Source organism: Brevibacillus brevis, assembly GCF_900637055.1.
GTDB lineage: Bacteria > Bacillota > Bacilli > Brevibacillales > Brevibacillaceae > Brevibacillus > Brevibacillus brevis.
This window is the reverse complement of record NZ_LR134338.1, coordinates 83,900-110,155: the sequence shown is the minus strand read 5'-3', so window position 1 is coordinate 110,155 and position 26,256 is coordinate 83,900. Positions and strand designations below refer to the sequence as shown.

Annotated in this window: 28 protein-coding genes and 1 other RNA gene; 4 read left to right on the top strand and 25 right to left on the bottom strand. The window is 46.7% G+C overall.

What is annotated here, in order from left to right:
• Positions 1–52 precede the first annotated feature (52 nt).
• Positions 53–235 carry a sigma factor G inhibitor Gin gene (locus tag EL268_RS00660; protein ID WP_007719893.1) on the bottom strand — a complete coding sequence of 61 codons (183 nt, stop codon included), beginning with the start codon at positions 233–235 and terminating at the stop codon, positions 53–55.
• 60 nt (positions 236–295) lie between these two features.
• A complete protein-coding gene (locus EL268_RS00655) occupies positions 296–1,285 on the bottom strand; it encodes a hypothetical protein (protein WP_106657017.1) in 990 nt (329 codons plus the stop codon).
• A 209-nt stretch (positions 1,286–1,494) separates the two neighbouring features.
• Here EL268_RS00655 and EL268_RS00650 point away from each other — a divergent pair, with 209 nt between their 5' ends.
• Positions 1,495–2,022, top strand: a complete 528-nt coding sequence (locus tag EL268_RS00650; protein ID WP_106657016.1) for a hypothetical protein — start codon at positions 1,495–1,497, stop codon at positions 2,020–2,022.
• Between the two features lie 16 nt (positions 2,023–2,038).
• On the opposite strand, the gene EL268_RS00645 is transcribed toward EL268_RS00650, so the two are convergent.
• The 10 genes from EL268_RS00645 to EL268_RS00600 all read right to left on the bottom strand — a co-directional run bounded on the left by EL268_RS00645 (position 2,039) and on the right by EL268_RS00600 (position 10,736).
• On the bottom strand, positions 2,039–2,305 hold the full coding sequence (locus tag EL268_RS00645; protein ID WP_007719887.1) for a pro-sigmaK processing inhibitor BofA family protein: 267 nt from the start codon (positions 2,303–2,305) through the stop codon (positions 2,039–2,041).
• An 11-nt stretch (positions 2,306–2,316) separates the two neighbouring features.
• Positions 2,317–2,547, bottom strand: coding sequence for a DUF2508 family protein (locus EL268_RS00640; protein WP_106657015.1), 231 nt, complete (start codon positions 2,545–2,547; stop codon positions 2,317–2,319).
• A gap of 15 nt (positions 2,548–2,562) precedes the next feature.
• A complete protein-coding gene (locus EL268_RS00635) occupies positions 2,563–3,540 on the bottom strand; it encodes a CPBP family intramembrane glutamic endopeptidase (RefSeq protein ID WP_106657014.1) in 978 nt (325 codons plus the stop codon).
• 59 nt (positions 3,541–3,599) lie between these two features.
• Positions 3,600–4,073, bottom strand: a complete 474-nt coding sequence (locus tag EL268_RS00630) for an SRPBCC family protein (RefSeq protein ID WP_106657013.1) — start codon at positions 4,071–4,073, stop codon at positions 3,600–3,602.
• A gap of 94 nt (positions 4,074–4,167) precedes the next feature.
• The gene (gene recR / locus EL268_RS00625; protein ID WP_012683846.1) at positions 4,168–4,764 is read right to left on the bottom strand and encodes a recombination mediator RecR; all 597 of its coding nucleotides are present in this window, start codon (positions 4,762–4,764) and stop codon (positions 4,168–4,170) included.
• A gap of 28 nt (positions 4,765–4,792) precedes the next feature.
• Positions 4,793–5,104 carry a YbaB/EbfC family nucleoid-associated protein gene (locus tag EL268_RS00620; RefSeq protein ID WP_041749751.1) on the bottom strand — a complete coding sequence of 104 codons (312 nt, stop codon included), beginning with the start codon at positions 5,102–5,104 and terminating at the stop codon, positions 4,793–4,795.
• 44 nt (positions 5,105–5,148) lie between these two features.
• Entirely contained in the window at positions 5,149–6,846 is a 1,698-nt protein-coding gene (dnaX, locus tag EL268_RS00615; protein WP_106657012.1) for a DNA polymerase III subunit gamma/tau, read from the bottom strand.
• 141 nt (positions 6,847–6,987) lie between these two features.
• Positions 6,988–8,421, bottom strand: coding sequence for a PAS domain-containing sensor histidine kinase (locus tag EL268_RS00610; protein WP_106657011.1), 1,434 nt, complete (start codon positions 8,419–8,421; stop codon positions 6,988–6,990).
• A gap of 231 nt (positions 8,422–8,652) precedes the next feature.
• An RNA gene (gene ffs / locus EL268_RS00605) (signal recognition particle sRNA large type) lies at positions 8,653–8,917 on the bottom strand.
• A 55-nt stretch (positions 8,918–8,972) separates the two neighbouring features.
• Positions 8,973–10,736 carry an HD domain-containing phosphohydrolase gene (locus EL268_RS00600; RefSeq protein ID WP_106657010.1) on the bottom strand — a complete coding sequence of 588 codons (1,764 nt, stop codon included), beginning with the start codon at positions 10,734–10,736 and terminating at the stop codon, positions 8,973–8,975.
• A gap of 211 nt (positions 10,737–10,947) precedes the next feature.
• On the opposite strand from EL268_RS00600, the gene EL268_RS00595 reads away from it, so the two are divergent.
• A complete protein-coding gene (locus EL268_RS00595) occupies positions 10,948–11,838 on the top strand; it encodes an EamA family transporter (RefSeq protein ID WP_106657009.1) in 891 nt (296 codons plus the stop codon).
• A gap of 91 nt (positions 11,839–11,929) precedes the next feature.
• On the opposite strand, the gene EL268_RS00590 is transcribed toward EL268_RS00595, so the two are convergent.
• Positions 11,930–12,589 (bottom strand): DedA family protein, encoded by a 660-nt coding sequence (locus EL268_RS00590; protein WP_106657008.1) that lies wholly within the window; start codon positions 12,587–12,589, stop codon positions 11,930–11,932.
• A gap of 12 nt (positions 12,590–12,601) precedes the next feature.
• Positions 12,602–13,201 carry a class I SAM-dependent methyltransferase gene (locus tag EL268_RS00585; RefSeq protein WP_106657007.1) on the bottom strand — a complete coding sequence of 200 codons (600 nt, stop codon included), beginning with the start codon at positions 13,199–13,201 and terminating at the stop codon, positions 12,602–12,604.
• Positions 13,202–13,437: 236 nt separating this feature from the next.
• Here EL268_RS00585 and EL268_RS00580 point away from each other — a divergent pair, with 236 nt between their 5' ends.
• On the top strand, positions 13,438–13,746 hold the full coding sequence (locus tag EL268_RS00580; RefSeq protein WP_069852527.1) for a DUF4870 domain-containing protein: 309 nt from the start codon (positions 13,438–13,440) through the stop codon (positions 13,744–13,746).
• A gap of 79 nt (positions 13,747–13,825) precedes the next feature.
• On the opposite strand, the gene EL268_RS00575 is transcribed toward EL268_RS00580, so the two are convergent.
• The 11 genes from EL268_RS00575 to EL268_RS00525 form a co-directional block, all read right to left on the bottom strand.
• The gene (locus tag EL268_RS00575; protein ID WP_106657006.1) at positions 13,826–14,458 is read right to left on the bottom strand and encodes an NAD(P)-dependent oxidoreductase; all 633 of its coding nucleotides are present in this window, start codon (positions 14,456–14,458) and stop codon (positions 13,826–13,828) included.
• Between the two features lie 188 nt (positions 14,459–14,646).
• On the bottom strand, positions 14,647–15,036 hold the full coding sequence (locus tag EL268_RS00570) for a rhodanese-like domain-containing protein (protein ID WP_106657005.1): 390 nt from the start codon (positions 15,034–15,036) through the stop codon (positions 14,647–14,649).
• 24 nt (positions 15,037–15,060) lie between these two features.
• Positions 15,061–15,327: a metal-sensitive transcriptional regulator gene (locus tag EL268_RS00565; protein ID WP_106657004.1), complete on the bottom strand. Its 267-nt coding sequence runs from the start codon at positions 15,325–15,327 to the stop codon at positions 15,061–15,063.
• Between the two features lie 118 nt (positions 15,328–15,445).
• Positions 15,446–15,928, bottom strand: a complete 483-nt coding sequence (locus tag EL268_RS00560) for a DsrE/DsrF/DrsH-like family protein (RefSeq protein WP_007719857.1) — start codon at positions 15,926–15,928, stop codon at positions 15,446–15,448.
• An 84-nt stretch (positions 15,929–16,012) separates the two neighbouring features.
• A complete protein-coding gene (locus EL268_RS00555) occupies positions 16,013–16,801 on the bottom strand; it encodes a sulfite exporter TauE/SafE family protein (protein ID WP_106657003.1) in 789 nt (262 codons plus the stop codon).
• Between the two features lie 340 nt (positions 16,802–17,141).
• On the bottom strand, positions 17,142–17,366 hold the full coding sequence (locus EL268_RS00550; protein WP_106657002.1) for a sulfurtransferase TusA family protein: 225 nt from the start codon (positions 17,364–17,366) through the stop codon (positions 17,142–17,144).
• A gap of 63 nt (positions 17,367–17,429) precedes the next feature.
• The gene (locus EL268_RS00545) at positions 17,430–18,581 is read right to left on the bottom strand and encodes an MBL fold metallo-hydrolase (protein ID WP_106657001.1); all 1,152 of its coding nucleotides are present in this window, start codon (positions 18,579–18,581) and stop codon (positions 17,430–17,432) included.
• A gap of 13 nt (positions 18,582–18,594) precedes the next feature.
• Positions 18,595–19,176, bottom strand: a complete 582-nt coding sequence (locus EL268_RS00540) for a sulfurtransferase TusA family protein (RefSeq protein WP_106657000.1) — start codon at positions 19,174–19,176, stop codon at positions 18,595–18,597.
• Between the two features lie 255 nt (positions 19,177–19,431).
• The gene (locus EL268_RS00535; protein WP_026557618.1) at positions 19,432–22,380 is read right to left on the bottom strand and encodes a Tn3 family transposase; all 2,949 of its coding nucleotides are present in this window, start codon (positions 22,378–22,380) and stop codon (positions 19,432–19,434) included.
• Positions 22,359–22,997: a recombinase family protein gene (locus EL268_RS00530; RefSeq protein WP_035422914.1), complete on the bottom strand. Its 639-nt coding sequence runs from the start codon at positions 22,995–22,997 to the stop codon at positions 22,359–22,361. The genes EL268_RS00535 and EL268_RS00530 overlap by 22 nt, the downstream gene beginning before the upstream one ends.
• A gap of 331 nt (positions 22,998–23,328) precedes the next feature.
• Positions 23,329–25,293 (bottom strand): hypothetical protein, encoded by a 1,965-nt coding sequence (locus EL268_RS00525; RefSeq protein WP_035422965.1) that lies wholly within the window; start codon positions 25,291–25,293, stop codon positions 23,329–23,331.
• Positions 25,294–25,575: 282 nt separating this feature from the next.
• Here EL268_RS00525 and EL268_RS00520 point away from each other — a divergent pair, with 282 nt between their 5' ends.
• On the top strand, positions 25,576–26,214 hold the full coding sequence (locus EL268_RS00520; protein WP_026557616.1) for a cadmium resistance transporter: 639 nt from the start codon (positions 25,576–25,578) through the stop codon (positions 26,212–26,214).
• The last annotated feature ends 42 nt before the right edge of the window (positions 26,215–26,256 follow it).

The window sequence follows — 26,256 nt, the reverse complement described above, 5'->3', positions numbered from 1 at the left end:
CACATGAGTCCAGCAAAAAAAAGACACCGGAATGCACCGATGCCTTCTTTCTTCACGCATCTTTTCGCAACCAAATGCGTCTCATCTGATGAATAAAAAACGGGTACTTTTCATCCTGTACATCGGTATTGACCATTTCCTGTTCGCACCGCTGACAGATAAACTGCTCACAAATGGCGATTCCGTCATTCTGCTCTTGTTCACAGACGATACATCGCTGAGCAACTTTTTCCATAGTGAAAACGCCTGCCCTTTTCCTCAATATACCAACCATTATACCCCATTATAATCAGCATCATTCCCAAACGTTCGTGTTTTCGCCGATAGCTCGGTAGGCTTGGAAGTAGGACTGGGCTTCTTGCACAGGGAAGCAAGCTGCCGCATCAATGACGTAGGACTGCCTCATCCCGTAAACCAGCTCGGGTAACGGCAGCTCAGCAATGGCCGTTCCTGCGGTATTCCCGATCACAAGCAAATCCGCGTCCTTTACAGCGTCCTGCCACGAATCGCATAAAGTCCAACCCGTCATCCTTTTGTTCGGAATTGGCTTGTCCTCCCCTGTGTACACCGCAACCTCTTTTTCAGCCAACCAGTCGGAAGGCATATGCTCCCATAGCGAATCCTCTCCCCAAAGTGCTATCCGCTGTATATTCGCTTTTTGTAGAACGAGCCTGCATTCTTTTTCGAGCCATCGAACTATGAGGGAATCGTCTTCGCGGGAAGGGTAGAGCCACCCCTGACCGACTCGTTTATCCATACCCAGCGCGCGACTGACTTGGAGCAGAGAAATTCCTTTCTCATCACAGCTGGCACCAAGTTCGATGTAAAACTGCTCCTTCCACGCCAAATAGCGAGGCAATTGCCGAAGCGCTTCATCCACTTCGCGTATCCCGCATACCATGGTCACCAGTGAGTAGCGAGCGAGCTGCTTACAGAGGTACCGCATCCAACTCCCATTGGGTTCCCCTCCAAGCAAAGCACGATCGTGGGTAAATAACGCCATGCGAATGACCTCATGCTCCCCTGTGTGCTCGTATTGGGTATGTAAAGTATTCGCCCAGTCGTATGGCACGTGGCTTCCGTAGACAAGTGTGAGCCATGGCCCTGTTCCCAGCTGTTGCATCCTTTCCTGCAAAAGCTTCCCATCACTCTCTTTTGTCAGCAGAAATCCATTGGCGCCTTCTTGTATGGCATCTATGCTGCAAACAACCAGCTCTATTCCGCATGCTCCGAGCTCTTTCCCGAATCTGGCTACGACCTCCTTTGAAATGACCCATAGCCTCACGCTATTCTTTCCTCCTCCTCACGCCCCAACGAATCGGTTCCCATTTCATTCCTTTTATCCTGCCCATAACAAAAAGCCGTCAGTCTAATCAGGCTAGACAAACGGCTTGTTTCATTTATTGGATGAGCTTTCTCAAGATTTGCGACTGTGCGATAATGGAAACGCAGACTTTCATTCATCCAGACCGCTGTAAAAGGAAGTGACTTCTCATGAAGGAAACCGCCGCCCATACGATCTATAGCTACAAGCTGCTCTATCGTTTTCGCTGGCGATTCGTCGGCTACCTTTTTCAACTGTTGTTAATAGGCTTGTCCCTTATTTTGCACTCATTCATGCTACAAGTCCCCGCTTATACGCTGATTGTTACGCTAGCGATTCTACCCGTGATACCGATCTGTCATTTGGTCTTGTTTCGACTGTATGCCCTGCTGCGCGGCCATAAGCCAAAGACAACTGCTGATATGCTCGTCTCTCCGTGGTGGGGTGCAGGCTATCCGCTTCCCATCCCGCTAACTGTCTATCGGGGCAGTGAGCTGACGGTAATCGCGGGAAGTATGGCGATAGCAGCCGGAGCTTATGTGTGGCTTTCGGAAGGATACGCGCTCACCTTGATCACCGGAACGTTGATCGTCGCGCTGCCACGCCTCCTCGCCCTCCTTGCTTCCTTTCGTCAGCCAAGTCGTAGCCGGGTGAAATACGAGGATCGCGGCGTTGCTTTTTTGCTTACCGATGGATAACCGAATCGATATGCCTTTACATAACCCATAGCTTGATGACAATCAACGCAGCCAATCCAGGCAAACGGAGAAGTCCGACGAGCAGAGCCGTCACCGGGTTGATCGGGATGTGGAAGTTAGCCAACTCCCCAACCAGATTGGTGAAAAACAGCAGTAGTGCGCCAATTACGACTTGCATGATCCCAAATCCAATCCACCTGATCGGGCCCGTGACAGATTTGCTGGCGGCAATCACCAGTAAAATTCCAACTACAATCAGTGCTATAACCCACCCTGTAGTCATCGGCTTTCCTCCTATGCCTGTTGGCGATTCCTCTCGCGCTTTGCTTGCGCGAGCAAATACATATACCGCTTTTCGGTCACATGCAAATAATAAATGACATCATCCAAGCCGCCATCCGGTTCACTGATCTCCGCAAGATGACGGGCATGCTGCCAGTCCATTCGGGCCTGATTGACAGCTGCATCCAGGCTCGCTTCATTCCATTCCACCACGTACCGCGCTTTTTTTCTCCACCTACTCACCTGCAAGCTTCCCCCTCAGTGAAAGTAGTAAAGTACCCCTGTCATGTTGTTCACTGCATGCAACAAAACAGCTCCCCAGATTGATTGGTACCGATGTCGAACGAATCCGAGTAAAAGTCCAATGACAAAAAGCGGAGCGAGCAGAGCGAGATCCATATGCAGGAGCCCAAACCAGAGACTGCTCAGGAAGATACCCAAAACGGGTCCTATTCTCTGGACCAGATAAGTCTGAATCACGCCGCGAAACAAGATCTCCTCCGCAATCGGAACCAATATGCCAATGACCAGAAGTGAGGTGAGCGCCGCCAAAATATCCGTTTCTTTCGCCTGCACAATCTCTTTTTCGATCTGCTGCTCTCGCTCTGATGACAGAGACAGTCCAAACCAGTCCGCAACAGGGTTAGTCACCACCGCATCCAGCACCAGTGCAATCAAAAGAAACAGAGCAGCGAGCATCAACAGCATCCGGCCTAGTCGTACAGGTCGGCGAACGCCGATTTCCCCCAGTCGTCCACGAAACCACAGCGGAATCAAAATCAGCAGGAACAGTTGAAAAATAGCTGATTCCAATATCCCTCCGATCGTACCGGTGGAAAAGAAGGTACCTTCCAGTAAAAACCCGTACAACAGCAGTACGCCCGTTTGAAACACATGCAGCCAAGCTACAATATGCAGTACATCATTCCCTGTAAGCTCGTCATATTTCCATAGCCATGACGTCTTCTGCTGTCTTTCTCTTAGCAAGCTCACAATGAAACCAACGGTCGCAATGAAGCTAAATACCGTCACTGCAAATGCAAGTAATCCTAGCCATACCTCCGGTTGCCCGACGGTGGTAGCTACCCACTTTCCGTCTTCTCCCTTGTGAAAACGAATCATGGATAACTCCGCAACAAACATGAGCCAATACCCAATAAACAGCATGATCGCCCATGGAGTGGACTTTTGTCGCCGTACCCCACTCGCAAGCGACAGTCCTGGTCCTGTCAGCATCTCCTCACGCTCCTATTTCACTGTATGTCTCGTCCATTCAAAAAAGTCCGGCATTTCTATCAAGATTGCAATGCTTTTATCTGTGCTTCTGCTACTTGCTTGAGATATTCATTACGCGTCCGCAAAAAACGCGTCATATACGCCTCCAAGAACAACCAATCCGCGAGCTTTCCCAAAACACCCAACGGAGATGTGTAGTCAAAAATATCGATCATCCTCGTCTGATTGTCCGATATCGGAATGAACTCATGCGTGTGATGAAACCGTTTGAATGCGCCAGAAACCATCTCATCGACGAAATAGCGCGGTTCCTCCATCTCTGTGATTTTCACCGTCAAATTCTGCTTGATACCAAAGTGAATGGCTTCCCAGGTAACCGTCTCCCCCATATTTATCAGTCCGCTCGTTACTCCTCCAATCGCTCTCTCCTTCGTGCTGGCGGTCGATTCCATATGCAAATCAATGCTTCTGGCAGCATCGAAGCAAACCTGTTGCGGCGCATCTATCAAAAACTCCATACGAATAACCGGCATTCTTCATCCCCTTCTCGAAACGAAAAAAAGACAGGCAGACCCCGTCTTCTTTTCTATCTTTATCGTACTCTAGGATGATATTTGAAAATTTCCTTTACAGGTCGCGTCTGCCTTCCAATGCTTTGGTCAGCGTCACTTCATCGGCGTACTCCAAATCTCCACCGACTGGCAAGCCGTGCGCGATACGTGTCACGCGAATGCCAAAAGGTTTAATCAACCGGGAAATGTACATCGCTGTCGCTTCCCCTTCGATATTCGGATTGGTCGCCAAAATGACTTCCTTCACCTGCTCGTCACCGAGGCGCTTCAACAGGTCGGGAATGCGAATATCCTCCGGACCGATCCCATCCATAGGAGAAATCGCCCCGTGCAAAACGTGATAATACCCTTCAAACTCTCTCGTCTTCTCCATCGCTACCACGTCTCGCGGCTCTTGCACCACACAGATGATCGAGCCGTCCCGACGTTTGTCCCGACAAATATGACATGGATCGAGATCGGTAATATTGTTGCAGACCGAGCAGTAATGAAGCTGACGCTTGGCATTGACCAATGCTTTTGCCAGATCAAGCACGTCATCCTCTTTCATATTGAGCACAAAAAAGGCAAGCCGCCCAGCCGTTTTGGGACCAATGCCGGGCAATTTCATAAAACCATCAATGAGCTTTGAGACCGGTTCTGGATAAAACATCGCCTACTCCTCTTTTCCTGCCCAATTTTTAGAACAGGCCTGGGATGTTCATGCCTCCGGTAAATTTACCCATTTCCTTGCCTACCATTTCGTCTGCTTTGCGCAGTGCATCGTTCACAGCAGTGAGCACCAGGTCTTGCAGCATTTCTACATCTTCAGGGTCTACTACTTCTGGCTTGATCACGATGTCTTTGATTTGCTTATGTCCATCAATTTTCACAGTGATAGCACCGCCACCAGCAGAGCCTTCCACGATTCTATCTTTCAAGCCTTCTTGCGCTTTTTGCATTTCTTCCTGCATTTTTTTCACTTGCTTCATCATTTGTTGCATTTGCTGCATGTTTTTCATTGAGGTATCCTCCCTAAATGGTTATGAGTTATGATTTAGTCTTTCACTTCAACAAGACCTTCTCCGACGAGCTTGATGGCCTCCGCCAAAAACGGGTCCTCTTCTGGCTCATCTGAAGCATCTTTTTGACCAACCTGCTGGTCTACACTTTGCCACTCTTCCTCCATGACAGACAAGAGCTGCAAAGGCCTGCCCAGCACCGTAGACATAACGCGCTCGATCACGCTCCGAAGCTCTGCCTCCATCGTCTTGTCACAATGGATGGCACTGTTGAAGGTGACGACAACAGCTTCATTGCCGGCAGCTACCGGTTGACCATTGACTAGCCAAGCCTGGTACTGGATCTTGATCTTTTTCAGTTCGGTCAAAATTTGACTCCACTGCCCGCGCACCTGTCTCGTCAAATTCTCATCCATGGCCTTCGCGACTTCCCTGACTCTATTCATCGGGGTTCGTGAACCACCAGATGCCGCAGCTATGCGCCTTGGCTCGTTCTTGCGGGTTTCTTCGGCCTTTTGCTGGCCGGGAATGCTCACCTGACCTTGCATCACTTGAGCCAAACGCTCTTCCAAAACGCGAATGCGAGTAGACATGGCGGTCAGTTCTTCGCTGTTAACGGGTGAGGCTCCCATAGATTCCGTCGCATTCGCATTAGGCTGGCACATTTTGACAAGGGTCAGTTCAACCAGCACCCTTGCATAGGTCGACCATTTTAATTGCGACAAAGCCTGATTGCAGGTCTCAATCGCTGCGTAAAGCACCGGAAACGAGTACAGCTTTGCAACCTCTGCAAACTGATCATCAATCATGGTCCGCTCGACAATCTCTTCCAACTGCGGCGCTGTCTTCAATAACAGCATATCGCGGTAATAGTAGAGGAAATCGTGCAGGAACTGCTCCGGGTCCTTCCCTTGCACCATGACTTGATCAAATTGCTCCATAACCTGTGCAACATCATTTTCGGCAATGTGTCGCGCAAGCACAGAAAAATAAGATTGGGCAACTGTGCCCGTAATCTGCATAATATCACTAGCACGAACCTCGTCCTTGCTATAGCTAATCGCTTGGTCCAACAAGCTAAGAGCATCACGGGCTCCACCTTCAGCCATCTTCGCTACGAGCTGCAGGGCCTGCTCCTCCACCTGCACCCCTTGTGATTGGCAAATCCTTTGCAAAAGATCGACCATCACTCTCAGTGGAATTCGGTGAAAATCAAAGCGCTGGCAACGAGAGATAATCGTCGCTGGCAGCTTGTGCGGCTCTGTCGTCGCCAAAATAAAAATGACGTGGGACGGCGGCTCTTCGAGGGTTTTTAACAAAGCGTTAAATGCCTCTGTCGTCAGCATATGCACCTCATCGATGATGTACACTTTATACCTGACGTCGCTCGGGGCAAATTTCACTTTGTCGCGAATGTCGCGGATCTCTTCAACACCACGGTTGGATGCCGCGTCGATTTCCAGCACATCCGTTACAGAACCGTTGGAGATGGCTCTACACGTATCGCATTGATTGCATGGCTCACCATCTATGGGCTGCTCGCAGTTCACTGCTTTCGCCATAATTTTGGCTGCACTTGTTTTTCCCGTACCTCGGGGACCGTTGAATAAATAGGCATGGGACAGCCTATTTTCGCGTAAAGCATTACGCAAGGTTGTCGTAACATGCTCTTGTCCGACTACGTCTTGAAAAGTCTGCGGTCGGTATACGCGGTATAGCGCGGTATAAGCCATGTTCGTGTGACACTCCCCATCTGCACAGTCCTCTTCTATATCCTATTCAGTATACACGATTGCCACCGTTCGTACAAAGTTAACGGACATGCCTCACTTAAAAAACGCCCCGTTCACAATTGTGCGGGACGCATTTTACTCCTAATACGGCAGCATGATATGGAAGGTCGTCCCAAACCCTTTGGAGGAGACACGGATTTGACCGCCAATATCGTGAATGATTTTTTGGCAGACAGACAATCCGAGTCCTGTCCCTTCCTCTTTTGTCGTAAAAAACGGATCAAAAATCTTATCAATAATGTAAAGCGGGATGCCCGGACCTGTATCATGAATATCGATACTCACTTTGTCGCCATCCTGATCGATATGATGGGAAATCCGAAGCGACCCTTGCTCTCCCATTGCTTCTATTCCATTTTTGCAGATATTAATGAACACTTGCTTCAATAGCTCGTTATCCCCGACGACCATCGGAAGCTTACCGCAAGAGGCAAACTGGACATCAATTCCGTACAGATTCGCCTGTGACTCGACGATCGGCAAAATTTCCTCAAAAACGGTGTTTAAGTCCACCATGGAATATTGAATATTACGCGGCTTGCTCAATAGTAGGAATTCACTGACTAAAGAATTGATGCGATTGATTTCGGTGAGCATAATTTCGGTGTACGTTTTCTCCCTGTCCATGCCGCTGTCACCGAATAACCTGAGGAACATTTGCAGAAATCCTTTGATCGAGGTAAGGGGATTGCGAATCTCGTGTGCTGTACCCGCAGCAATTTGCCCGATCATCGCCAAGCGTTCATTCCGCTCGAGCTTTTGGGCGAAGGATCGCAGGTTTGTAATGTCTTTGAAAAGAATAAACGCCCCTACTGTTTTTCCTGACTCGTCTTGGAGTGTATTTGCGTCAACAATCAGCTCATAGCGTTGGTTGTCATTGGTCCAGGAAGTCGCGACATTTTGCAGCTTCACGCCTTCCAACAGTTCTTTTTTAATGAACCGATGCGGTTCGGGGATGCCGCTAAATACTTGATCGACGTGTTTATTGATGACGTCCAGTCTCTCCATACCCAGCAGCTTGCACGCCGTCTGACTGGCTTCGATAATGATCGATTTCTCGTCGAGGATAAATAAGCCCATGCTTGTATCATAGGTCAGTTTGGTCAGCAATCGTTGCGACAAAAGCTGATCGCTTTCTTTTGCGAGTTGGGGAAAATGGATCATGTACAGAAGCTCTTCTGCTTGCTGTACCATGATCATGACAGATGTGTTCCTGCATCTCCCCTGTTTATCACACCATTCCAGTTCGACCTCACCTTTGGTTCCCACTTCTTCTTCCTTTCGCAAATATTCCTCATACAAGTGCTCCATGGAACCTCGATGGGGAAGAAGAGAGTTGAAAGGCTTTTTGACAAGTTGATCGCGTGAATATCCGGTTACACGAAGCAGTTGTTCGTTGACCTCCACGATACTACCCGCTTGATTCACCAATAAAACGGCAGTAGGCAGTTGATGCATGAACCGCTGCAATCGACCGGACGAGCCAACGAGATGTAACGAAGAAAGTGCACTCATTGCTTGTCCCTCCTGGCCTATGACGTATTTTGAAAGGAAAGAAACCGAAATCCTTTCCGCCTATTATGAAAATTCGTGAAAATACTCGTAAAACCTTCATTCTATCCACCTGAAAAGCATGGAAATGTTTCGCTAGTTATCGCCAAATTCCAACAAAAAACAATTGGATCGTATAACAAAAATAGCATGCTTCCCTTCGGAAACATGCTATCTGTACATGCGTGATAAGTACCGTGCACCTATCTTCGATAATCCTTATCCGAGCGTTACTTATGGTAGCAGCTCAGAGCAGGCTACCCTGCGGCACACGCGATGATCCACTTATGGCTGCTTCCTTCCGGACCTGACCAGGTTCATGGGTTCGCGTTGCACAGGACCCGCTCCTCAACACCGCCGCCATAAGGCAGCCTCACATAAGAAAACCTAGGATAGGAATTCAACCCTGCTATTGCGGATTGCAGGTTACAGGGCACCGCAACCTCCCCGTCTAGCACGGTAGAACTAGAATACCAAAGTTAGTAGCCGATAGCAAGGAGTAAAGCTATCCAGCGCTAGGAAATCTCTCTATCCTTACTAACTCTTCCCTTACAATTCGCCGATTGTGTAATCTGAATAGCTCCATCCTCAAAAGCCTTCTTAAAAATCGTAACAATGGAGGGGTCAAACTGTGTTCCTTGGCATCGCAGAATTTCTTCGTACGCCTCTTTTGCGGACATAGCTTTGCGATAGGAACGCGTAGAAGTCATCGCATCAAACGTATCTGCAACGGCAAGAATGCGCCCAATCAGTGGGATTTCTTCCCCTGTGAGCTGACCAGGGTAACCTTTTCCATCCCATCGCTCATGGTGATGCCGTACCCCTGGACTGATATGAGACAGGTTTTCTATCTGCTCCACAATTTTTCCACTGATGATGGAATGAGTTTTCATGCATTCATACTCGTCAGGCGATAGCTTTCCTGTTTTTAAAAGGACGTGATCAGGAATGGCTACTTTTCCGATATCATGCATTAAGCCAGCATAACGTAAATCATCTCGTGAAACCGCAAGCTGCTCTTGTTTCTGTAAATAATCGTAAATGATAAGGGCATAGTGCGTAACTCGTTCTGTATGTCCTGCTGTATAAGGGTCCTTCATCTCTACGGCTAAATAAAAGCTGCGAACGATTTGATCCAGGCTCTGTTGCGAATACTCCCGCTCTCGGGTAATTAACGCATGCATCTGTTCTGCCATGGTGTTGAACTTATTCTCCAGCAGCGTTATTTCTTTCATCCCCTGTATCGGGACACGTACGGAAAAATCGCCTTTCAACAAGGAGTCAGTGGCAGATACCAAGCTATAGATCGGCTCACCAATCCATTTTGATAATCGGTGAGCCACATAACAGGCAAATAAAACAACGATAAAAAGAGTGAAAAAAAAGATGAGGTTCAATCGTTGTAATCGTTCATTAATCCCATCTCTCGGCATCCACTCAAAAAAAGCACCCCCGCTTTTTTCAGATACTTGACGGTATACGTAAATGTCCTTGCCTTGGATGAGCAAGGAAAAGAGTCCATTTTCATTAGATTGTTCCCACTGACTGCGTACCATTTCATAATGAGGAAGCACCGAAACATGATTTCCAATCATTGTTTTATCGGTGTGAATCATAATGGTTCGGGAGGGGGAAAGGACCATCATGCCATACTCTTTTGGAACGACATAGGTACGGATCCAGTCTGTCAGTTTATCCAGATTGATTTCCACTACTAAAAGTCCCGCAGCTTTTGGATTCGAACTCTCCAGGCGCTTCTCAAGAAAAAATGATTTTGGGCGCCCCTCTTGCTCCCTTTTGGTAAGGAAATTTACCCTGTTTTCTCCGGTTCCCCATGGCTCGCGTTCCAGAAATTGATTTTCCGCATTCCAGCTCTTATCTTCGTATAATGAGAAAACTCTTCCATCCTCACCGAGAAAAACAATATTTCCTACCACATTTTGATTACGGGAGAAACGCTCGAATAAATTTTGGACGGCTTGTTCCTGCGATGTCCATTCACGCCTGAAGCCATTCTTTTTTCCTTCGACAAAAGATGGTCCCTCTGTCATACGTCTGGACAGTCTATTCGCCAATTCATCGGTATCCTTTTGGATAGACTGAAAAAGAGACAAAAGCCTTTCATCGACGAGCCCGATATTCACATCCATGTTCGTCTCGTGTAGTTCAAATACTGCCTCTTCGGCTTGTTCATAAAAAAGGAAGCAAATAAGAATAGTAGGACCTAGAATCAACAATAAAAATGTGGAAAATAATCGATCCCTCCACTTCAGGTACACAAGCCTCCCCCTTTTTTCTAAGCTGTTCACCAAAATAGCTACACCATTTGTAGTGGGTACGATTACATAGTGTCATTTCACTATTTCCCGCTGGGATCAAACATAAACCTTTGTTCGAACCAAAAATGGAATCTTCTTCATCCATAGACAAACGGACGCTGTCGTAATATCCTAGCTAAGAATTATTATCGTATGTGAGGAGATGCATCAGATGAGATACATCCTCCTGGTTTTTCTTGGAGCATGTAGTTACGGCATACTATCAACCATCGTAAAACTTGCCTACAAGCAAGGATATTCGCCCGCAGAGGTAATTGGTGGGCAAATGTTTTTGGGCTTTGTGCTGACCTGGATACCCGCTCTTTTCTTCCTGCGGACCAAGCCTCCCCTTCGCCAGTTGCTAGTATTGGTCGCCGTAGGTCTGTCAGTCGGTTCGACGGGAATTATGTACTACAATGCCCTGCAATATATCCCAGCCTCGATCGCCATTGTCCTTTTGTTTCAATTCACGTGGATGGGCGTACTAATTGAAGCTGTGATGACTCGCCGGATGCCTGGAAAGGAGACGATTTTTTCCCTCCTATTGCTGCTGACAGGGACCCTTCTTGCAGGAGGAATTTTTGAGAGTGGCGGATTGGCCCAATTTCATATCCTGGGTGTCGTATTCGGTCTTCTCTCAGCCGTTTCTTTTACATTGTTTATTTTGTTCAGCGGGAAAACCGCCATTGCTATTAATCCGTGGATTCGTAGCTCCAGCATGGCGACTGGCTCTTTTCTGTTGGCCAGCCTGATTTACCCACCCGTTTTTCTATTCAACGGAGCATTGTTGGACGGGTTGTTTCCCTACGTATTTTTACTCGCCTTTTTCGGTATTTTGATCCCGACCGTTTTTTTCAATTATGGTATGCCCCACATAGGACCGGGGATGGGAGCTATATTAGGAGCAGCTGAGCTACCTATGGCTGTGCTCTCCTCCTTTGTCATTCTGAATGAATCTGTCTCTATACTCCAAGTGAGCGGTGTCGTGATCATTTTACTCGGAATCATCTTGCCGGAATGGCTGCGCCAGCGAAACATTCGAAGAAACAAGGCTACCTCATAATCGCTATCCAAAGCCCATCAATTGTGCCAGCGCCGCACATACGCAAAAACCCTCTGCTCTACGCAGAGGGTTCGTTATTATTACATCCGGATTACTCTTGTCGATCATGATCGATCATCAAAGGCTGTGACGCAGCTGCCATGCTTTTTTGTTTTCTCCAAACAGTAAATCCATAATAAGCAGCAGCAATGAGAACCAGTACACCTAAGGCAGAGAAAATCACGGTTCGATTATTCAACAAGGCCACATAGGAAGTAAGCATCTCCACCTTATTCCCCATGAAATGACCGAGCAAAAACAAGATCAGCGTCCATACAAAGCCGGTTGTGTACGAAAACAGGGCGTACCGTGGAAACGTCATTTTCCCGATCCCGACCAAGTAAGGAACCACATGCCTGACGACAGGAAAGAAATAGCTGATACATAGGGCGTAGCTTCCGTAACGATCGAGCAGCGACTGCGCTTGATCTACGTACTTGTTCATTCCTTTTTTGCGACTAATCCAGTTCAGTGCAGGTGCACCTAGCCATCTCCCGAGCACATATCCCAATGACAGCCCAGAAACGACACCCAAATAGGTCGCAATAAATGCAGGAAAAACATGCAGAAGTCCCATCGAGGTCAGTACTCCTGCAGACAGCACGATCACCTCATCAGGAATCGGCATACCGACAATCCCTAGCCATAACATAAAGAAAAGAGCAAAATAGCCAAACTGACCCACAGACTCGGACAGCATATCGACAATCATTTCGAAATCCTCCTAGCCGACACCCTTGCCATCATCCTTCCGGCAAATGTAGACAAAGGCAGGTGGCAGATTCAATGGAACCATCTTCACCGATACTTGCTCAAATACAGAGGAAAGCTGCTTTTTCATTTGCAGCGAATATTGAAAAGCGACAAATACTCCGCCTGGTTTTAGCGCATGATATACCTGATCCATAATTTGATCGCGCAGCTCTTGCGGGAAGTTGGCAAATGGCAGTCCCGACAAAATACAGTCGGCCTTTCCCAATCCCGCTTCCGAAAGAACCCGATTCAAATCTACCGCATCTTCGTGGAAGCGTACATCGGGAAATAGTGGTTCCAACCTTTTGCGCATCTTGGTCTCCTTTTCAAAGGATACCAATACAGCTTCCGTTTTTTTCTTTTGCTCGATCCACTTCGTAAAGATACCCGTTCCTGCTCCTAATTCCACAATTGTATGTGCTTGTTCCCAGTCGATGGGCGCAACCATTTGTTTACAAAGCGCACGGGAGCTAGGAGTAATACTGCCTACTTGGCCAGGTGACCGCAAAAAATTATAGAAGAACATCATCCGATCCTTCATGCTGGATGGATGATGACAATCGATCATCATGTCTATATGCTCCCTTCTCAATTCTTGCTTATCCAATATCATATCCAAAAAACATTACGAATTATCTACCAAAAACGAAAGATTTTCTTACTACTATAACAGTAAACGAATGGAAATAAAAATTCCTCCGTCTATAGTCGGATCAAATAATCACGCTCATGATGGTTTTTTCAATGATTTCCATACGCTACAATGACAGTAGATCAGTTTTACATCTAATCAAGGAGGACTTATTTATGGATTATAAAGGTGTAAAAGTCATAACGCACGCTAGCACATTTTTTGCACCGATCCTTGTGCCCATTCTTGTCTGGTTGCTCGTACAAAATCGTGACGCCAAAAATATGGCGCTGCAAGCTTTGTTCTTCCACATCATTATGACGGTGCTCATCGCTATTTCCTGGTTCTTCACCTTCTTGTTGATTGGGATTCCGTTCCTGATTGTGTTTGGACTGATGGCGATCTACTACCCGATTAAAGGGATCATTTATTCCTTAAATGGACGCCCGTTTTCCTACCCATTCGTCGGTGGGATTGGCAGATAATCTCGATACACAACAAAGACCAGCTATCCTTTAGTAGGAAGCTGGTCTTTTTGTTCAGGAGCCTAATTCCAAATCGAGATTAGGAGCCCACTGTGAAGCGCTCATTGCGATGCTTCGGATTTTCGATTTCATCGAGCAACGCCACTGCGTAGTCGGCATAGCTCACATAGCTCTGTCCGCTAGCATTCACTAGCAGATGGTCTTTTCCGAGTTGATACGTGCCTGTTCTCTCCCCTGCTGGGTCAAAAAAGGCAGATGGACTGATATAGGTCCATTGAATGCCGTTTGACTCTTCCAATACACGCAAGTACTCTCCGTGCTTTTGCGCCGTTGCCAAGTAAGCCTTAGGGAAATCAGGAGTTTCTACGAGACGCAGTGTTTTGGCTTCGTCTACAAACAGACTGCCTGCACCACCTACAACGAGCAATCGTGTAGAGGGAGCACCCTTCAATGCTTCAATCAAAGCCTTCCCTGACTCTACGTGCAGATGTTCTTGGCCCGCTGGTGCCCCAAAAGCATTCACGACTACGTCAAAGCCGTTCAAATCTGCGGCTGTCAGGTCAAACACATCTTTCTGAATCACAGCTACGTCAGCTTGCTCGATTTTGGATGCATCACGCACAATCGCTGTCACTTGATGGCCACGATCCAACGCCTCTTTCATAATCACCTTACCTGCTTTACCGCTTGCTGCTACAATTGCAATCTTCATGATGATATTCCCTCCGTTTTGTATGTGATAGATGTAACCAAATTGGTTACAACATTCTCAAAAAGAATAGGCATTATCGCATCGCCTTGTTGTAATCATTTTAGTTACAACAAAACAAAATGTCAACCCTGTTTTTTCATCGCATAAAAAAGCACCCGGGTATTCACACATACACCAGGTGCTAGCTGTTACTTCTTTTTCGTCGGACCATTCCAGGTAATGAACCCGCCTTGCAGATGGGCCATCTGAGGAATGCCGTGTTTCTTTAAAATTTTTGCTGCCTGCTTGCTGCGCATCCCGCTCCGGCAGTACAGCAATATATCGTTTTTGCTGGAAATTTCTTTTGCACGTTGGTCGAGCTGAGACAAAGGGATGTTCACCGCTGATGGAATATGACCCGCTTTATATTCGTGCGGTTCGCGTACGTCGATGAGCAGCACCCTGCTTTTTTGGTTGACCCGTTCCTTGAACTGATCTGATTTGAGATTCTCCAACCCTTTCACAGGAACAAAGCGAGAGATGACATACCAAATAATGATTGCGTAGGCGATCAGCAAAAGAATCGTAGTAAAACTCATAGGAAACTCCTCTCCAAAATCGGTTTAACGGCTCTTGACCAAAAGCTCTACGGCTTCTTTCACCAGCTTGCTCGTGTCTCCTCCAACAGCCTGCTCTTCTAACAAGCAGCGTTGCAGATTTTCCGCTACAATCTGGGCAATCGCCTTGTCTGAAGCGTTGCGAACGGCAGAGAGCTGCGCTACCACGTCTTTGCAGTTTTTCTGCTCGTCCATCATTTTCAGCACACCGCGAACCTGTCCTTCGATTCGGCGTAAACGTCTCTTGATATCGTCACTGTAGTTGTAATCCATATGAATTCCTCCTGTTTCACGACAAGGCATACTTATAATCTTGGAACAACCTTACTTACATACAGGTATCTTATGCGAAATACAGGCAATGTCAAGCGAAGCGCCTACGCGAGCTGTTTTAGATAAACAGGTTTACTTTTGCCTGTGTCGCATCCCCCAAATAAGCGGCTACACCTGCATACTCCATTCCGTCGAGCAATTCCTCCTGTTTGAGACCAAGCAAGTCCATCGTCATCGTACAAGCGACCAGCTTCACTCCCTGCTCCTGAGCCAGCTCGATGAGTTGAGGAAGCGTCAGGGCATTGTGTTTTTTCATGACATGCTTGATCATCTCTGGCCCCATGCCCATCATGTTCATTTTAGACAGCCCGAGCTTCTTGGCGCCTCTTGGCATCATCCAACCGAACGCTTTTTCAAGCCAGCCCTTTTCTACCTTCACGATCTCGTCCTTGCGCATGGTATTCAGACCCCAAAAGGTGAAGAAAATCGTGACATCATGATCATAGGCAGCAGCACCGTTCGCAATAATAAATGCTGCAATTGCTTTATCCAAGTCGCCGCTGAACAGCACAATTGTCGTTTTTTCTTTTTGTTTTTCCATCTAAGAACGCTCCTTTACAATACTTATACTTGTATGGGTATAAAAATAAGCAAAAGAAGCTTTTGCTACGAAAAGCATCTTTCCTTATAGAATGTCACTCCAAATCTTGATAGCCGTTCCACAGATCAGCACGATCAAGCCATACCGCAAATATTTCACATCGCTCTTGGCACTGACCATACTGCCCACTGGTGCCCCCAAAACACTTCCGATGACCGTATACAAAACGGGCAAAAGCGGAATTTGCCCACCTGACAGCTTCCCGATCACACCACCTATTGCGGAGATGAATACAATAGCCAAAGATGAGGCAATCGTCACCCTTGTAGGTATTTTCAATACAGTCAGCATGATCGGAATGAGGATGAACGCACCCCCTGCACCGACAATCCCGGATACGATTCCCACGGCAAACGCAGCGCCAGCAGCAATGAAGCGGTTATATGTGACTTCCCCTGCTGCCGCTTCTGTTCCCCTGTTTTTCACGAGCATCAAAATCACAGCGATGATCGCCAGTATCCCGTACACCAAATTGATGCTTTCATTCGACAAGTATTGAGAGAGAGCCGCACCAATCAGGCTACCTGCCAAGATGCTTACACCCATATCTCTGACGAGTCCTTTATGAATCAGGGGCGAGTTTTTCCCGTTTCTTTTGCGGAAAGCCAGTACGCCAGACAGTGACGCAAAAAATACTTGAAACATCGATATCACTGAAACTTCCTGGGCGGAAAACTGCGCCACACCTAGTGCCGGTGGTATAAACAGGAGCATCGGGTAGCTGATGATCGCTCCGCCAATCCCGAGCAATCCGGAAAAAAAGGAACCGACAAAACCGAGAGAGACCATGAGCAGAAGCAATAAAACGTCCATATATCCTCCTCGCATTCCTACCTAACACATCGGAATGCTCAACCCTCTTTTCAAATGAACCATCTTCAAGTAAAATTAATCCCAAGTAAATAACTGTGAATAAGGTGATTTAAATGGTTCGTTTTTTCAAATCCATTTTTCAGCATCGGTGCCCCACCTGCCAAGAACCTTTGCGCTCACACAAAAATGCCTTGTTCAGTGAAAAGCAATGCCCAAATGGCCACTACAAAGAAGAAACCTATACGCACCTTGGCGTACGTATCGTTTATGAAAATCAGGAGTAAGCGAGCACTGTACGAACCGTTAGCGGCTTCATCCAAAAGTGCTCGCTCCTGTCTCCCTACAGCTTTTTCACTAAAAATTTGTACACACCGTTCTCACCCTCATGGGAAACCAGCTCATTCCCGGTTTGCTTGACCCAAGCAGTGAAGTCGTTCAGAGAACCTTTGTCTGTCGAGAGTACTTCCATGGTTTGACCGGATTGCATCCCGTCCATTGCTTTTTTTGCTTTGACGATGGGCATTGGGCAAGCCTGACCTTTTGTATCTACCACAATATCCGCCATGTTTTCATTCCTCCTGTTATATAAATACGTGATCAAAAGATGACTTTTTGAACTACCTTTCCGTTATTTATCGTGAATGGCGCAGCGATTTGGTCCTACTTCCATCTCTTGTTGTTCCTCTTCGCTCGGTTTTAATTTCCCCATGTTCACTTGACGAATCTCTTGATACGCATTCGGCTGCGGCGGCAAATGATGCGTTACGATATGCCGGAATTCACTTTCATCCGCAATCGTTAACCCTGGATTATTGCGATACAAGTCACCCAAACGAGCAGATACGGCACCCATTGGACCAAGCTCCGTGTAGCTGCCAAAATGAGCAGGCAACACGACTAAATGCTCGGGAAGCTCTTTATATCGATTATACAAGGTGTTGTGCAGGTCTCCCACCCAATCTTCTGCTTTCCCAGCCAAATCCGGGCGTCCGATCGAAGCTACGAACAGACTGTCTCCCGTGAGAAAATACGTATCATCGACAATCAGTGACGTACTCCCGATGGTATGTCCGGGCGAATAGATCGGCAGAATCGCAATTTTGGTTGCGCCCACCTGAATTTCCTGCCCTTCCTCTAGCTTACGATAGGAATACGTAACCTCTTCCGCATCCTTTTCTGGAAGCCAATACGATGCATCGAGCCGATCTGCCAGCTTCTTTCCACCGGAAATATGGTCGGCATGCAGATGGGTATCGATGGTGTGCTTGATCGTCCATTGATGCTTGGCTGCAAAAGCTTCGTACACATCCGTCATCCGCAATGTATCGACGACAGCCGCCTCCCCTCCTGATACGATCATGTAAGACAAGCAGCCTTTTCCAATGCGGACAAACTGATAAATCGCACCGCCATCACGGAGGTCACCCACCTTCACTGGCTCCAGATGCTCGCTCCACGCCTTCATGCCTCCTTGCAGGTAAGAAACATCCGTAAAGCCCGCTTCTGCCAGCATCTCTGCGACAAAAATGGACGAGCCCTCTTTTGCACAGACGACCAACAGCTTCTGTTTCACAGGGATTTTCTCAAGAACAGCCTCCACCCCATCCAGCAAATCAAAGTAAGGGATGTTCATGCTCACTACACGATGCCCTTCGATTTGCCAAGCCTCGTAATCGCTCGTATTCCGAACGTCGAGAATAAACAATTCCTCCTGAGCAAAAAGAAGCTGCGTTAGCTCGTGTGCTGTCATTGCCTTCACGCTTGTTTGTTGTTCCATCATCTTTTTCTCCCCCTTACTGTTTTTCTGCCGGGCCATTCCAGCCGGACATACCCGGTACTACATTGGTGATTTTGGTAAAACCTTTTTCGGCCAGCAACTGACAAGCCATGTCGCTGCGTTTGCCAGATCGGCAGATGATATAGATGTCGTCATCGGGCTGTAGCTCATCCAAGCGTTGTTCTAATACTCCCAGGGGTATTGAAATGGCTACAGAAATGCGATGAAAAGCGTATTCTGCCTGTTCTCGCACATCGATGAGCGTTAGCTTCTCGTTGGCTTCCAGCTTTTTTTGCAGTTCTTCATTGGAAATGGTCCGCAAGAAGTTCGTCTCCTCCTTCACCTCATGGGTACTCGCTTTTCGCAGGAAATGCTTCCATACTTCCCCCTCCTGAATCGTTCCCAAAAATTCATGTCCCGTATTGTTTGCCCAGCTCTTCAGGTCAGCCAATGACCCTTTATCCGTCGCTTGTACCTCCATCACTTGACCCGGTAACATTTCTTCCATCGCTTTTTTTGTGCGTACGACAGGCATGGGACATGCCAAGCCCTTGCAATCTAATGTTTTATCAGCGGAAAAATTCGATTGTGCAGACATGTTGTCTCCTCCTAGGTTTTTGAATGGAAATGTGATTGATCAACTTTATACGTATACCCCTATGGGTATTATAATATGCGCCCAAATTTTCTTTGTCAATAGGCGAGACGTGACCGACTCATTCTTTCAAACGTATTTTCTAAGAAATGATCTTGTAGGGGTACCGCCAGCAAAACGCGGATTTACAACGCTAAGAAGAATGGAACACAAAAAAGGCCGGTTTTCACCACGTTAACGGTGTAACCGGCTTTATTGCTATCCCTCGTTCAACGGTCGCAAGGATTCCAAAGTGGTAAATCCTTTAGGATCAAAGCGATACTCGCCAAGGAAGTTGATATGCTCCCAACCTAGCGGAGACATATGCTTTAATAAATCCTCTCGTAACGCACCTTTACTCCGGAGTAGATCAGTGGCTTTCCCAAGATATACCGTATTCCAAACACTAATTGCATTAATCAGGATGTTTAAAGCACTTGCACGCTGCAGCTGATCCTGCAAAGCACGCTCTCTCAGCTCTCCATGTTTCCCGAAGAAAATGGCTCGCGCCAGAGCATTCATTGCTTCACCTTTGTTTAATCCGCGTTGGATACGGCGGCGCATCGATTCGCTTGAGATATAGTCTAAGATAAAGATTGTCTTTTCAATTCGCCCCATTTCTCGAAGTGCTTTGGCAACTCTATTTTGGCGAGCGTAGGAGCCAAGCTTACCCATGATAAGCGCACCGGACACTTTGCCCTCCCGAATAGAATGTGCCAGGCGCAAAACATCATCGTAGTTATCACGAATGACCTTCATATCAATTTGGCCACGCAGAAGATTCTCCAACTTTGGAAAGTCGCTTGGTTTTCCGATCACATACAGCTTTGAGTCTGATAAGTCACGAAGGCGTGGGGCAAATCGAAACCCAAGTAAATGAGTCAATCCAAAAACCTGATCCGTATAACCCGCGGTATCTGTGTAATGCTCTTCAATTGACAGATCCGACTCATGATGTAATAGCCCATCAATAACATGTACTGCGTCACGAGCGTTCGTATTAATCACTTTCGTATAGAACGATGAAAATTGATCGCTGACGAATCGATAAATCGTAGCCCCTTTGCCTGATCCATAATGAGGGTTAGGATCGGCACTAAGAGACGAAACACCCACTTGCACACGCATACCATCGGATGAGGATGTGCTCCCATCTCCCCAATATGCTGCTAATGAACGTCGATGATGAAAGTTTACAAGTGTTGCTTGCGCTCTGTTCATAGCATCATCGTACATTCTCCATTGAGCAGCGTTGGCCATTTGATGATACGAAATGCCAGGCGTTGCATCAGCCATTTTTGTTAGGCCGATGTTCGTTCCCATAGCCATGAGTGCTGCCAGAACAATCGGTTTTTCCTCGGCTTTAGGGTGACGATTGGTCGAAGCATGGACAAACTGCTCATCAAAGCCAGTCCAACTTGCTACCTCTAAAAGTAGGTCGGTCAGCTTCACTCGTGGCAGCATGCCGTAGAGAGTGGAGCTGTATTGTTTCGCTTCTTCAGGAACGTCCTTTTCCAGCCGATGAACATGTAATCTACCTTTTTCTATGTTTACTCCTTCAAGCGCGTCGATGTTTTCACTAATCCACTGTAGTCGGTGTAGAAGGGACGAAGTTCTTTCCTCAAGATATTCATCAACATTTAGACTCACGGCCAACCTGGTACCAGTCGCCTGAGTAAATTTCCATTCGTCTTGGGGCACTAGGTACTCGTCAAAGTCTTTATGCTGCCTGCTCCCAACAATAGAAACATCTCCGGATCTCACATAGTTTCGTAATTCCGTAAGTGCAGCCATCTCGTAGTAATGTCGATTAATGGTCCCATCCTCGTCGAAAACATGCTTTTGCCATCGGTTGGATACAAAATCTAAAGGAGCCCCTTCAGGTATTTTTCGTTTACCGGTTTGATTCATCTCTCGAATCGTATCGAGCGCTCTCATTAACGGTTCGGCTGACTTCGTTGAACGGAATTCTAACGCGTTCAGTAGGGTCGGCGTGTACTTTCGAAGATAATTAAACCGACTTTCTAAAAGATCTAAATAGTCATAATCAAGTGGCCGCGATAGTTTCTTCGCTTCTTCTACAGATTCAACAAACTTTTCCCACGGCATAACCGTTTCTAACATAACAAAAGGATCAATACCCTGATCCCGAGCTTTGATAAGCGCATCTCCTAAGTCTGCATAATGGACAACTTTTTCATTTACAGCTTTGCCGTTCTGTTTCTGTATCTCTTCTTGCTGTTTACGTCCTTTTGATTGCAAGGTTAAGACTTGCTTATCGTGGATCTCAAATGCCTGGTCAACTAAATCCTGGCTAAGATCCAATAGATACGCCACCAAGACCGTATATCGTTTTGCTTCATGGAAGCGTCGAAAGGATTGCGGCTCGTATCGTGAACCTAGACGCGAGAGCTGTCTTAACCGGTTCGGATGAATCGATCTCGTATCGATGTTTAATTGCAAACTTCGTATATAATCTAACCGTTCAATAACCTTTAAAAACGCTTCAGGAGAGAATTGTCCAGTCGTTTCTTTTAGCCATCCAAGTTTTGTTTTTCCGGTACCAATCACTGGTTCGATAAGCTTGTCTAGTTTCTGTTTTTGGGAAGAGGTTAGAGATAAGTGGATCAGTCGGTAAATTCGTTCTTCCGCACGATGCCGCGCTTCCCATACAACCCTCTCGATCGTCGTAATAGCCGGTAGGATAATTTTTGAGCGACGCATCTCATCTAATGCCGAACGAATTAAGTGAACAGCGTTCCCATTTTCCAGCGCCAGCTTAAATAAGTATTTCAGCAACCGGCGATAATCATTTGTTGTAAACGTAGTATACCGATATTCCTCTCGAATTTCTTTCAGATGATCCCATAGTGTGTTTTCCCTTCGGGCATACAAAGAAAAAACTCCTGGCTCAATATCCAGCTGCTTGGCCAGATAGTCAAGCAAAAAGTCAGGGATTTCCTTCATATCAGTTATGCTCCAGCCTGGGTAGCGGAGTAGAGCTAATTGGACGGCAAAGCCTAATCGATTGTAGTCTCGCCGGTGACGATTAATGATGTCCAAATCATGTTGCGAGAAAGTGTAGTATGTAGCAAGTTCCCATTCACCATTAGAAGGGGTCATCCATTCTAGTCTCTGGTCTGTTGTTAGGAGCTCTTTTCCGCGCAAGGTACTCGCACCTTTCTTTGATTTTCATACTCCTTTACGCGCCGATAAAACGTATTGGGCTTTAATTCAAGACGCTTCATTCCTTCCGTCGCAGTAATCGATCCGGATTTCCACTCATTATACACCTGAATAAATTCCGCATTTATCTCGTACTTACGTCGTCCGAATCTCACGCCGTTATTCTTTGCCACTTCTATTCCTTCGGCCTGCCGTTGCTTATTTTTTTTACGTTCTTGCTCGGCCACATAGGAAAGCAGGCTTAAAAATTGGTCCTCCATCAGCTTTCCAAGATCACCCATGCTTCGGAATTTCCTACTATCGAACAAAGTCTCATTTTCTAGTACCACAATATCTGCATTAAGCTCACGTGTAATATACTTCCATTCCCGAATGATTCCATCATAATCCCGACCTAATCGATCCAGTGCATCAAGATACAGCAAATCACCTTCACGTATGATTAGACGCATCGCCTGATACTGTGGTCGGTTAAAGTCCTTTCCACTTTGCTTGTCAACGAAGATATAGCGCTCTTCAATTCCAAGTTCACGCATTTTTTTAATCTGCCGTTCGGGATTTTGATCTTTGGCGGAAACGCGAGCATACCCCAGCTTCAAAATATCAACTCTCCTCTATAATATATTTCAAAAAGTATACCAATAAAATGAAATATTGCGAAATAAAAAAGGACACTTTATGACATACAGATGACGACCTATTTTCCATCGTGTCATAAAGTATGCTTTTTGACATGAGCACACATTTTGTTATTCAGCAGTTCCCCAATACGGATAGAGTAGTCCACTGACATTCGCTTTTTTTTCTTTCAAAACGAAGGGAAGACTAACACTTTAGGTACCTGCAAGGAAAAATCATGATCGGAAATAAAAAGACCGTTGGAGCATTTGAGCGCAATCCAACGATCTTCATTTTGTTCGTGCAGAGTTGTTATGGAGAGGTTGCCCCATCCAAAGAAAGCAGATATTGAATGAGGGCATCCTGTTCCTCACGAGTAAATCCGGTTGAAGTATCTACCCAATACTCGTGCCCAATGCCTTTTGTATGAGTAAAATCAAGGTCTTTCGAAGCTTGATTGGCAGAGATGACTTTCTTTCTCCATTCCTTATCCACCAAAGCCCGCAGGCTGTTGGCCGGGTCGGGTTCAATACCTTTCAGCAGAGTTCCTGGCATTCCTAGGTCACGATGTATATCCGGTCCGACGGAGACTCCGCCATCGTGCAAATAAGGCGCTGACCAGAAAAGTCCGATTAAACTCGGGACCTTGTAGCCGCCTGGGGAGTTTCCGTGCGCAAATCCTAGCTTAATCTGTTCCTCATCTAAATGATGAGTAGGTACATTTATTGTACGAGAGCCGGGAGGAACCGGTGCAGGCGTGTTGGGTGGATAAAAGACTGGGTCGACAAATACTTTTTCCGTTTTCTTTAACGCCTTCGCACGGGAGGGATCAGTTTTGATGATAGTTGCCGATATCACTCGATTATTCGTAAGGGCAGTACCTGCATGACACGTTATACACCCAGCTCGCTGAAATACGTTTTTGCCCAGGTCTACTGTTTGAGATGTCACTGGTTCAGATTGTTTGGGAGGCACAAGCGTGTTTTGCCAAGCTGCGATGCCGTTTACCTGTTCCGCTACCCGAAATCCCGGAGAACTGAGAAACAGCCCATCCGGAGCCACCAAAGATACATTCGGGAACGTCGGAGGCTTTATCATTTGATTGACACCGGGGACGCCGGGTGTCGGGTCCACAGTGGCAAAAAACTCAGATGGTTTGCTTCCACTTTCGGGAGTATAACGGTATTTTGGATTTGCCGCGTTTTGCAGGATTGTTCCCAGATACACTTCCTTGTCAATGCCGAAAAGGGGACCGCTAATCTCCGACTGCGAAAGGGAATCCGAATTCTGGGCATGCACGTTGTTGCTGAAGACACTTAATCCTTTAAATGGCCCTGCAGCTGCAAAACCACTCCAGCCATACGGGTGATCGCCGAGCGTGAACGAATCTGGAATTTGACTGGGATTGCTTTTAAGATCAATGGTGGAATCGAAGTTTCCGGGTGCCCATTTGAGAAAGGTTGAATCAACCGCATCTTCGAGTGACTTCGAATCGGGTAAAGCAGATTTTTTTCCTTCGGAATTCACGACAGGCCTATCCAAATTGTTCATGTATTTCTTTAGATCCTCGATTTCAGCATGTGTAAAATACGCTGCGGAATTCGTGGCTAATGCCAATAGCAAACCTGCGTTTAAATCTGTATTGGGCGCTCCTTCGACAACCAATTTCGTTTTCCGATCGACAGTTGCATGGCAGGCGGCGCAACTGATTCCCACTTTGATTCTTCCCTCCGCAAAGCTCACTGGCATGCCTAAAGGAACATATGCCCCTTTGGGAACATCGAGACCGGTGTCGATCTTTTGACCTTTTGTGAATGTTTTTCCTCCAACCTTAACCGTCTGAGCTAACTCCACACGAAGGTTAGAAGTACCCTCACCCTTTAGATCCCTGATCGCCTTTGCAAAACTAGAGAGAGTGAGCGGACCGTCAACAATTCCCAGAATGTCGGTCATAAACACCTCGTTGCCGAAGGTTTCTGTGTAAAACGCTTTTCTCCCCAAAGTAAGCAAGGAGTTGGTCACTTCAATCGCACCGTTTTCCGGAGCTAGGAGTTTGCGTCCTTCCGGTGTTTTCTGAAGAATCGAAGCTTCTTTCCGTGATATCGACTTTCCCCACACATCAAACTGCTGCTGATTGGCTGACGATACATTGATGGTTCCTCTCGTGAGGATTTTGTTTTGGGGGGGAACATAGCCGTATTGAAATGAGCTATTGTAAAAACAAACAGCGCCGAGCCCCACAATGCCAATTCCGAGAATGAGCAACCATTTCCCAATTTTCAACGCTCATAATCCCCTTTTGCAGATGTAGATACTATTCTCGAAAGTATTATTTGTATTTGTCACAAGGTTTATTTACGCTTTTGCTCAAATGATCGTTTGACTGTTAGCGTAAATAGTATTACAATAACAATCAAACGAACGTTGGAATGAGTGGTGATTATGTGACACATATTATTGGCTCGACCGTGGCCAACACTTGGTATCACTTGCACCCACTATGAGATGGTGGTGTGGTGGCCAAACACCGGACAATACACCAAAGGATGGAAAAAAACTATGTCGATCACGTTGATTCTTAGTGCGATTGGAACATTCATCGTTACAAACATTGACGATATTTTTGTGCTCATGATCTTTTTCGCCCAGATTGAGAAAGTACGTCATGCCCAAGTTGTTCTTGGTCAATACCTTGGATTTGGGATTCTGGTCATACTGAGCTTACTTGGAGCCTTCGGCTTTACGTTTCTGCCACCGGAGTGGGCCGGCTTCCTCGGGCTGATACCCATTTTTCTCGGTATTCGCATGTTCCTGAAAAAAGAGGAAGAAGATGAGGCGGAAGAGGCGCTTGAGAAATTGGGCGATGTAAAGGCTGAGCCCTCGAACAATCGTTTGTTTGGACCACTAACCGGTAAAGTGGCTGCGATTACCTTTGCAAACGGGGGGGATAACCTTGGGATTTACATTCCTTATTTTACGAGCCAGGGTAATGCCTCCCTGTTATACATCGCGATAGTCTTCCTTGTCATGGTCGCGGTCTGGTGTTTCCTGGGTTATCGCCTCGCAAGTTTTCCGACCATCTTAAAGATGTTGCAGAAATACGGAAGTGTCATCGTGCCGCTGGTTTTTATCGCCTTAGGCGTTTCGATTATGCTGCACGGTGATTCATTTGAATATCTGATGAGGCTGTTTGGGTAACAATCACATTTGAAAACACGAACTGGAGGGAAACACAATGGT

What these genes read in the sequence shown, in the direction of transcription:
- EL268_RS00660 (WP_007719893.1), bottom strand. Translation starts at nt 235, where the DNA reads ATGGAAAAAGTTGCTCAGCGATGTATCGTCTGTGAACAAGAGCAGAAT.
- EL268_RS00650 (WP_106657016.1), top strand. Translation starts at nt 1,495, where the DNA reads ATGAAGGAAACCGCCGCCCATACGATCTATAGCTACAAGCTGCTCTAT.
- EL268_RS00645 (WP_007719887.1), bottom strand. Translation starts at nt 2,305, where the DNA reads ATGACTACAGGGTGGGTTATAGCACTGATTGTAGTTGGAATTTTACTG.
- EL268_RS00635 (WP_106657014.1), bottom strand. Translation starts at nt 3,540, where the DNA reads ATGCTGACAGGACCAGGACTGTCGCTTGCGAGTGGGGTACGGCGACAA.
- EL268_RS00630 (WP_106657013.1), bottom strand. Translation starts at nt 4,073, where the DNA reads ATGCCGGTTATTCGTATGGAGTTTTTGATAGATGCGCCGCAACAGGTT.
- recR (WP_012683846.1), bottom strand. Translation starts at nt 4,764, where the DNA reads ATGTTTTATCCAGAACCGGTCTCAAAGCTCATTGATGGTTTTATGAAA.
- EL268_RS00620 (WP_041749751.1), bottom strand. Translation starts at nt 5,104, where the DNA reads ATGCAGCAAATGCAACAAATGATGAAGCAAGTGAAAAAAATGCAGGAA.
- dnaX (WP_106657012.1), bottom strand. Translation starts at nt 6,846, where the DNA reads ATGGCTTATACCGCGCTATACCGCGTATACCGACCGCAGACTTTTCAA.
- EL268_RS00610 (WP_106657011.1), bottom strand. Translation starts at nt 8,421, where the DNA reads ATGAGTGCACTTTCTTCGTTACATCTCGTTGGCTCGTCCGGTCGATTG.
- EL268_RS00595 (WP_106657009.1), top strand. Translation starts at nt 10,948, where the DNA reads ATGAGATACATCCTCCTGGTTTTTCTTGGAGCATGTAGTTACGGCATA.
- EL268_RS00590 (WP_106657008.1), bottom strand. Translation starts at nt 12,589, where the DNA reads ATGATTGTCGATATGCTGTCCGAGTCTGTGGGTCAGTTTGGCTATTTT.
- EL268_RS00585 (WP_106657007.1), bottom strand. Translation starts at nt 13,201, where the DNA reads ATGATGATCGATTGTCATCATCCATCCAGCATGAAGGATCGGATGATG.
- EL268_RS00580 (WP_069852527.1), top strand. Translation starts at nt 13,438, where the DNA reads ATGGATTATAAAGGTGTAAAAGTCATAACGCACGCTAGCACATTTTTT.
- EL268_RS00575 (WP_106657006.1), bottom strand. Translation starts at nt 14,458, where the DNA reads ATGAAGATTGCAATTGTAGCAGCAAGCGGTAAAGCAGGTAAGGTGATT.
- EL268_RS00570 (WP_106657005.1), bottom strand. Translation starts at nt 15,036, where the DNA reads ATGAGTTTTACTACGATTCTTTTGCTGATCGCCTACGCAATCATTATT.
- EL268_RS00565 (WP_106657004.1), bottom strand. Translation starts at nt 15,327, where the DNA reads ATGGATTACAACTACAGTGACGATATCAAGAGACGTTTACGCCGAATC.
- EL268_RS00560 (WP_007719857.1), bottom strand. Translation starts at nt 15,928, where the DNA reads ATGGAAAAACAAAAAGAAAAAACGACAATTGTGCTGTTCAGCGGCGAC.
- EL268_RS00555 (WP_106657003.1), bottom strand. Translation starts at nt 16,801, where the DNA reads ATGGACGTTTTATTGCTTCTGCTCATGGTCTCTCTCGGTTTTGTCGGT.
- EL268_RS00550 (WP_106657002.1), bottom strand. Translation starts at nt 17,366, where the DNA reads ATGGCGGATATTGTGGTAGATACAAAAGGTCAGGCTTGCCCAATGCCC.
- EL268_RS00545 (WP_106657001.1), bottom strand. Translation starts at nt 18,581, where the DNA reads ATGATGGAACAACAAACAAGCGTGAAGGCAATGACAGCACACGAGCTA.
- EL268_RS00540 (WP_106657000.1), bottom strand. Translation starts at nt 19,176, where the DNA reads ATGTCTGCACAATCGAATTTTTCCGCTGATAAAACATTAGATTGCAAG.
- EL268_RS00520 (WP_026557616.1), top strand. Translation starts at nt 25,576, where the DNA reads ATGTCGATCACGTTGATTCTTAGTGCGATTGGAACATTCATCGTTACA.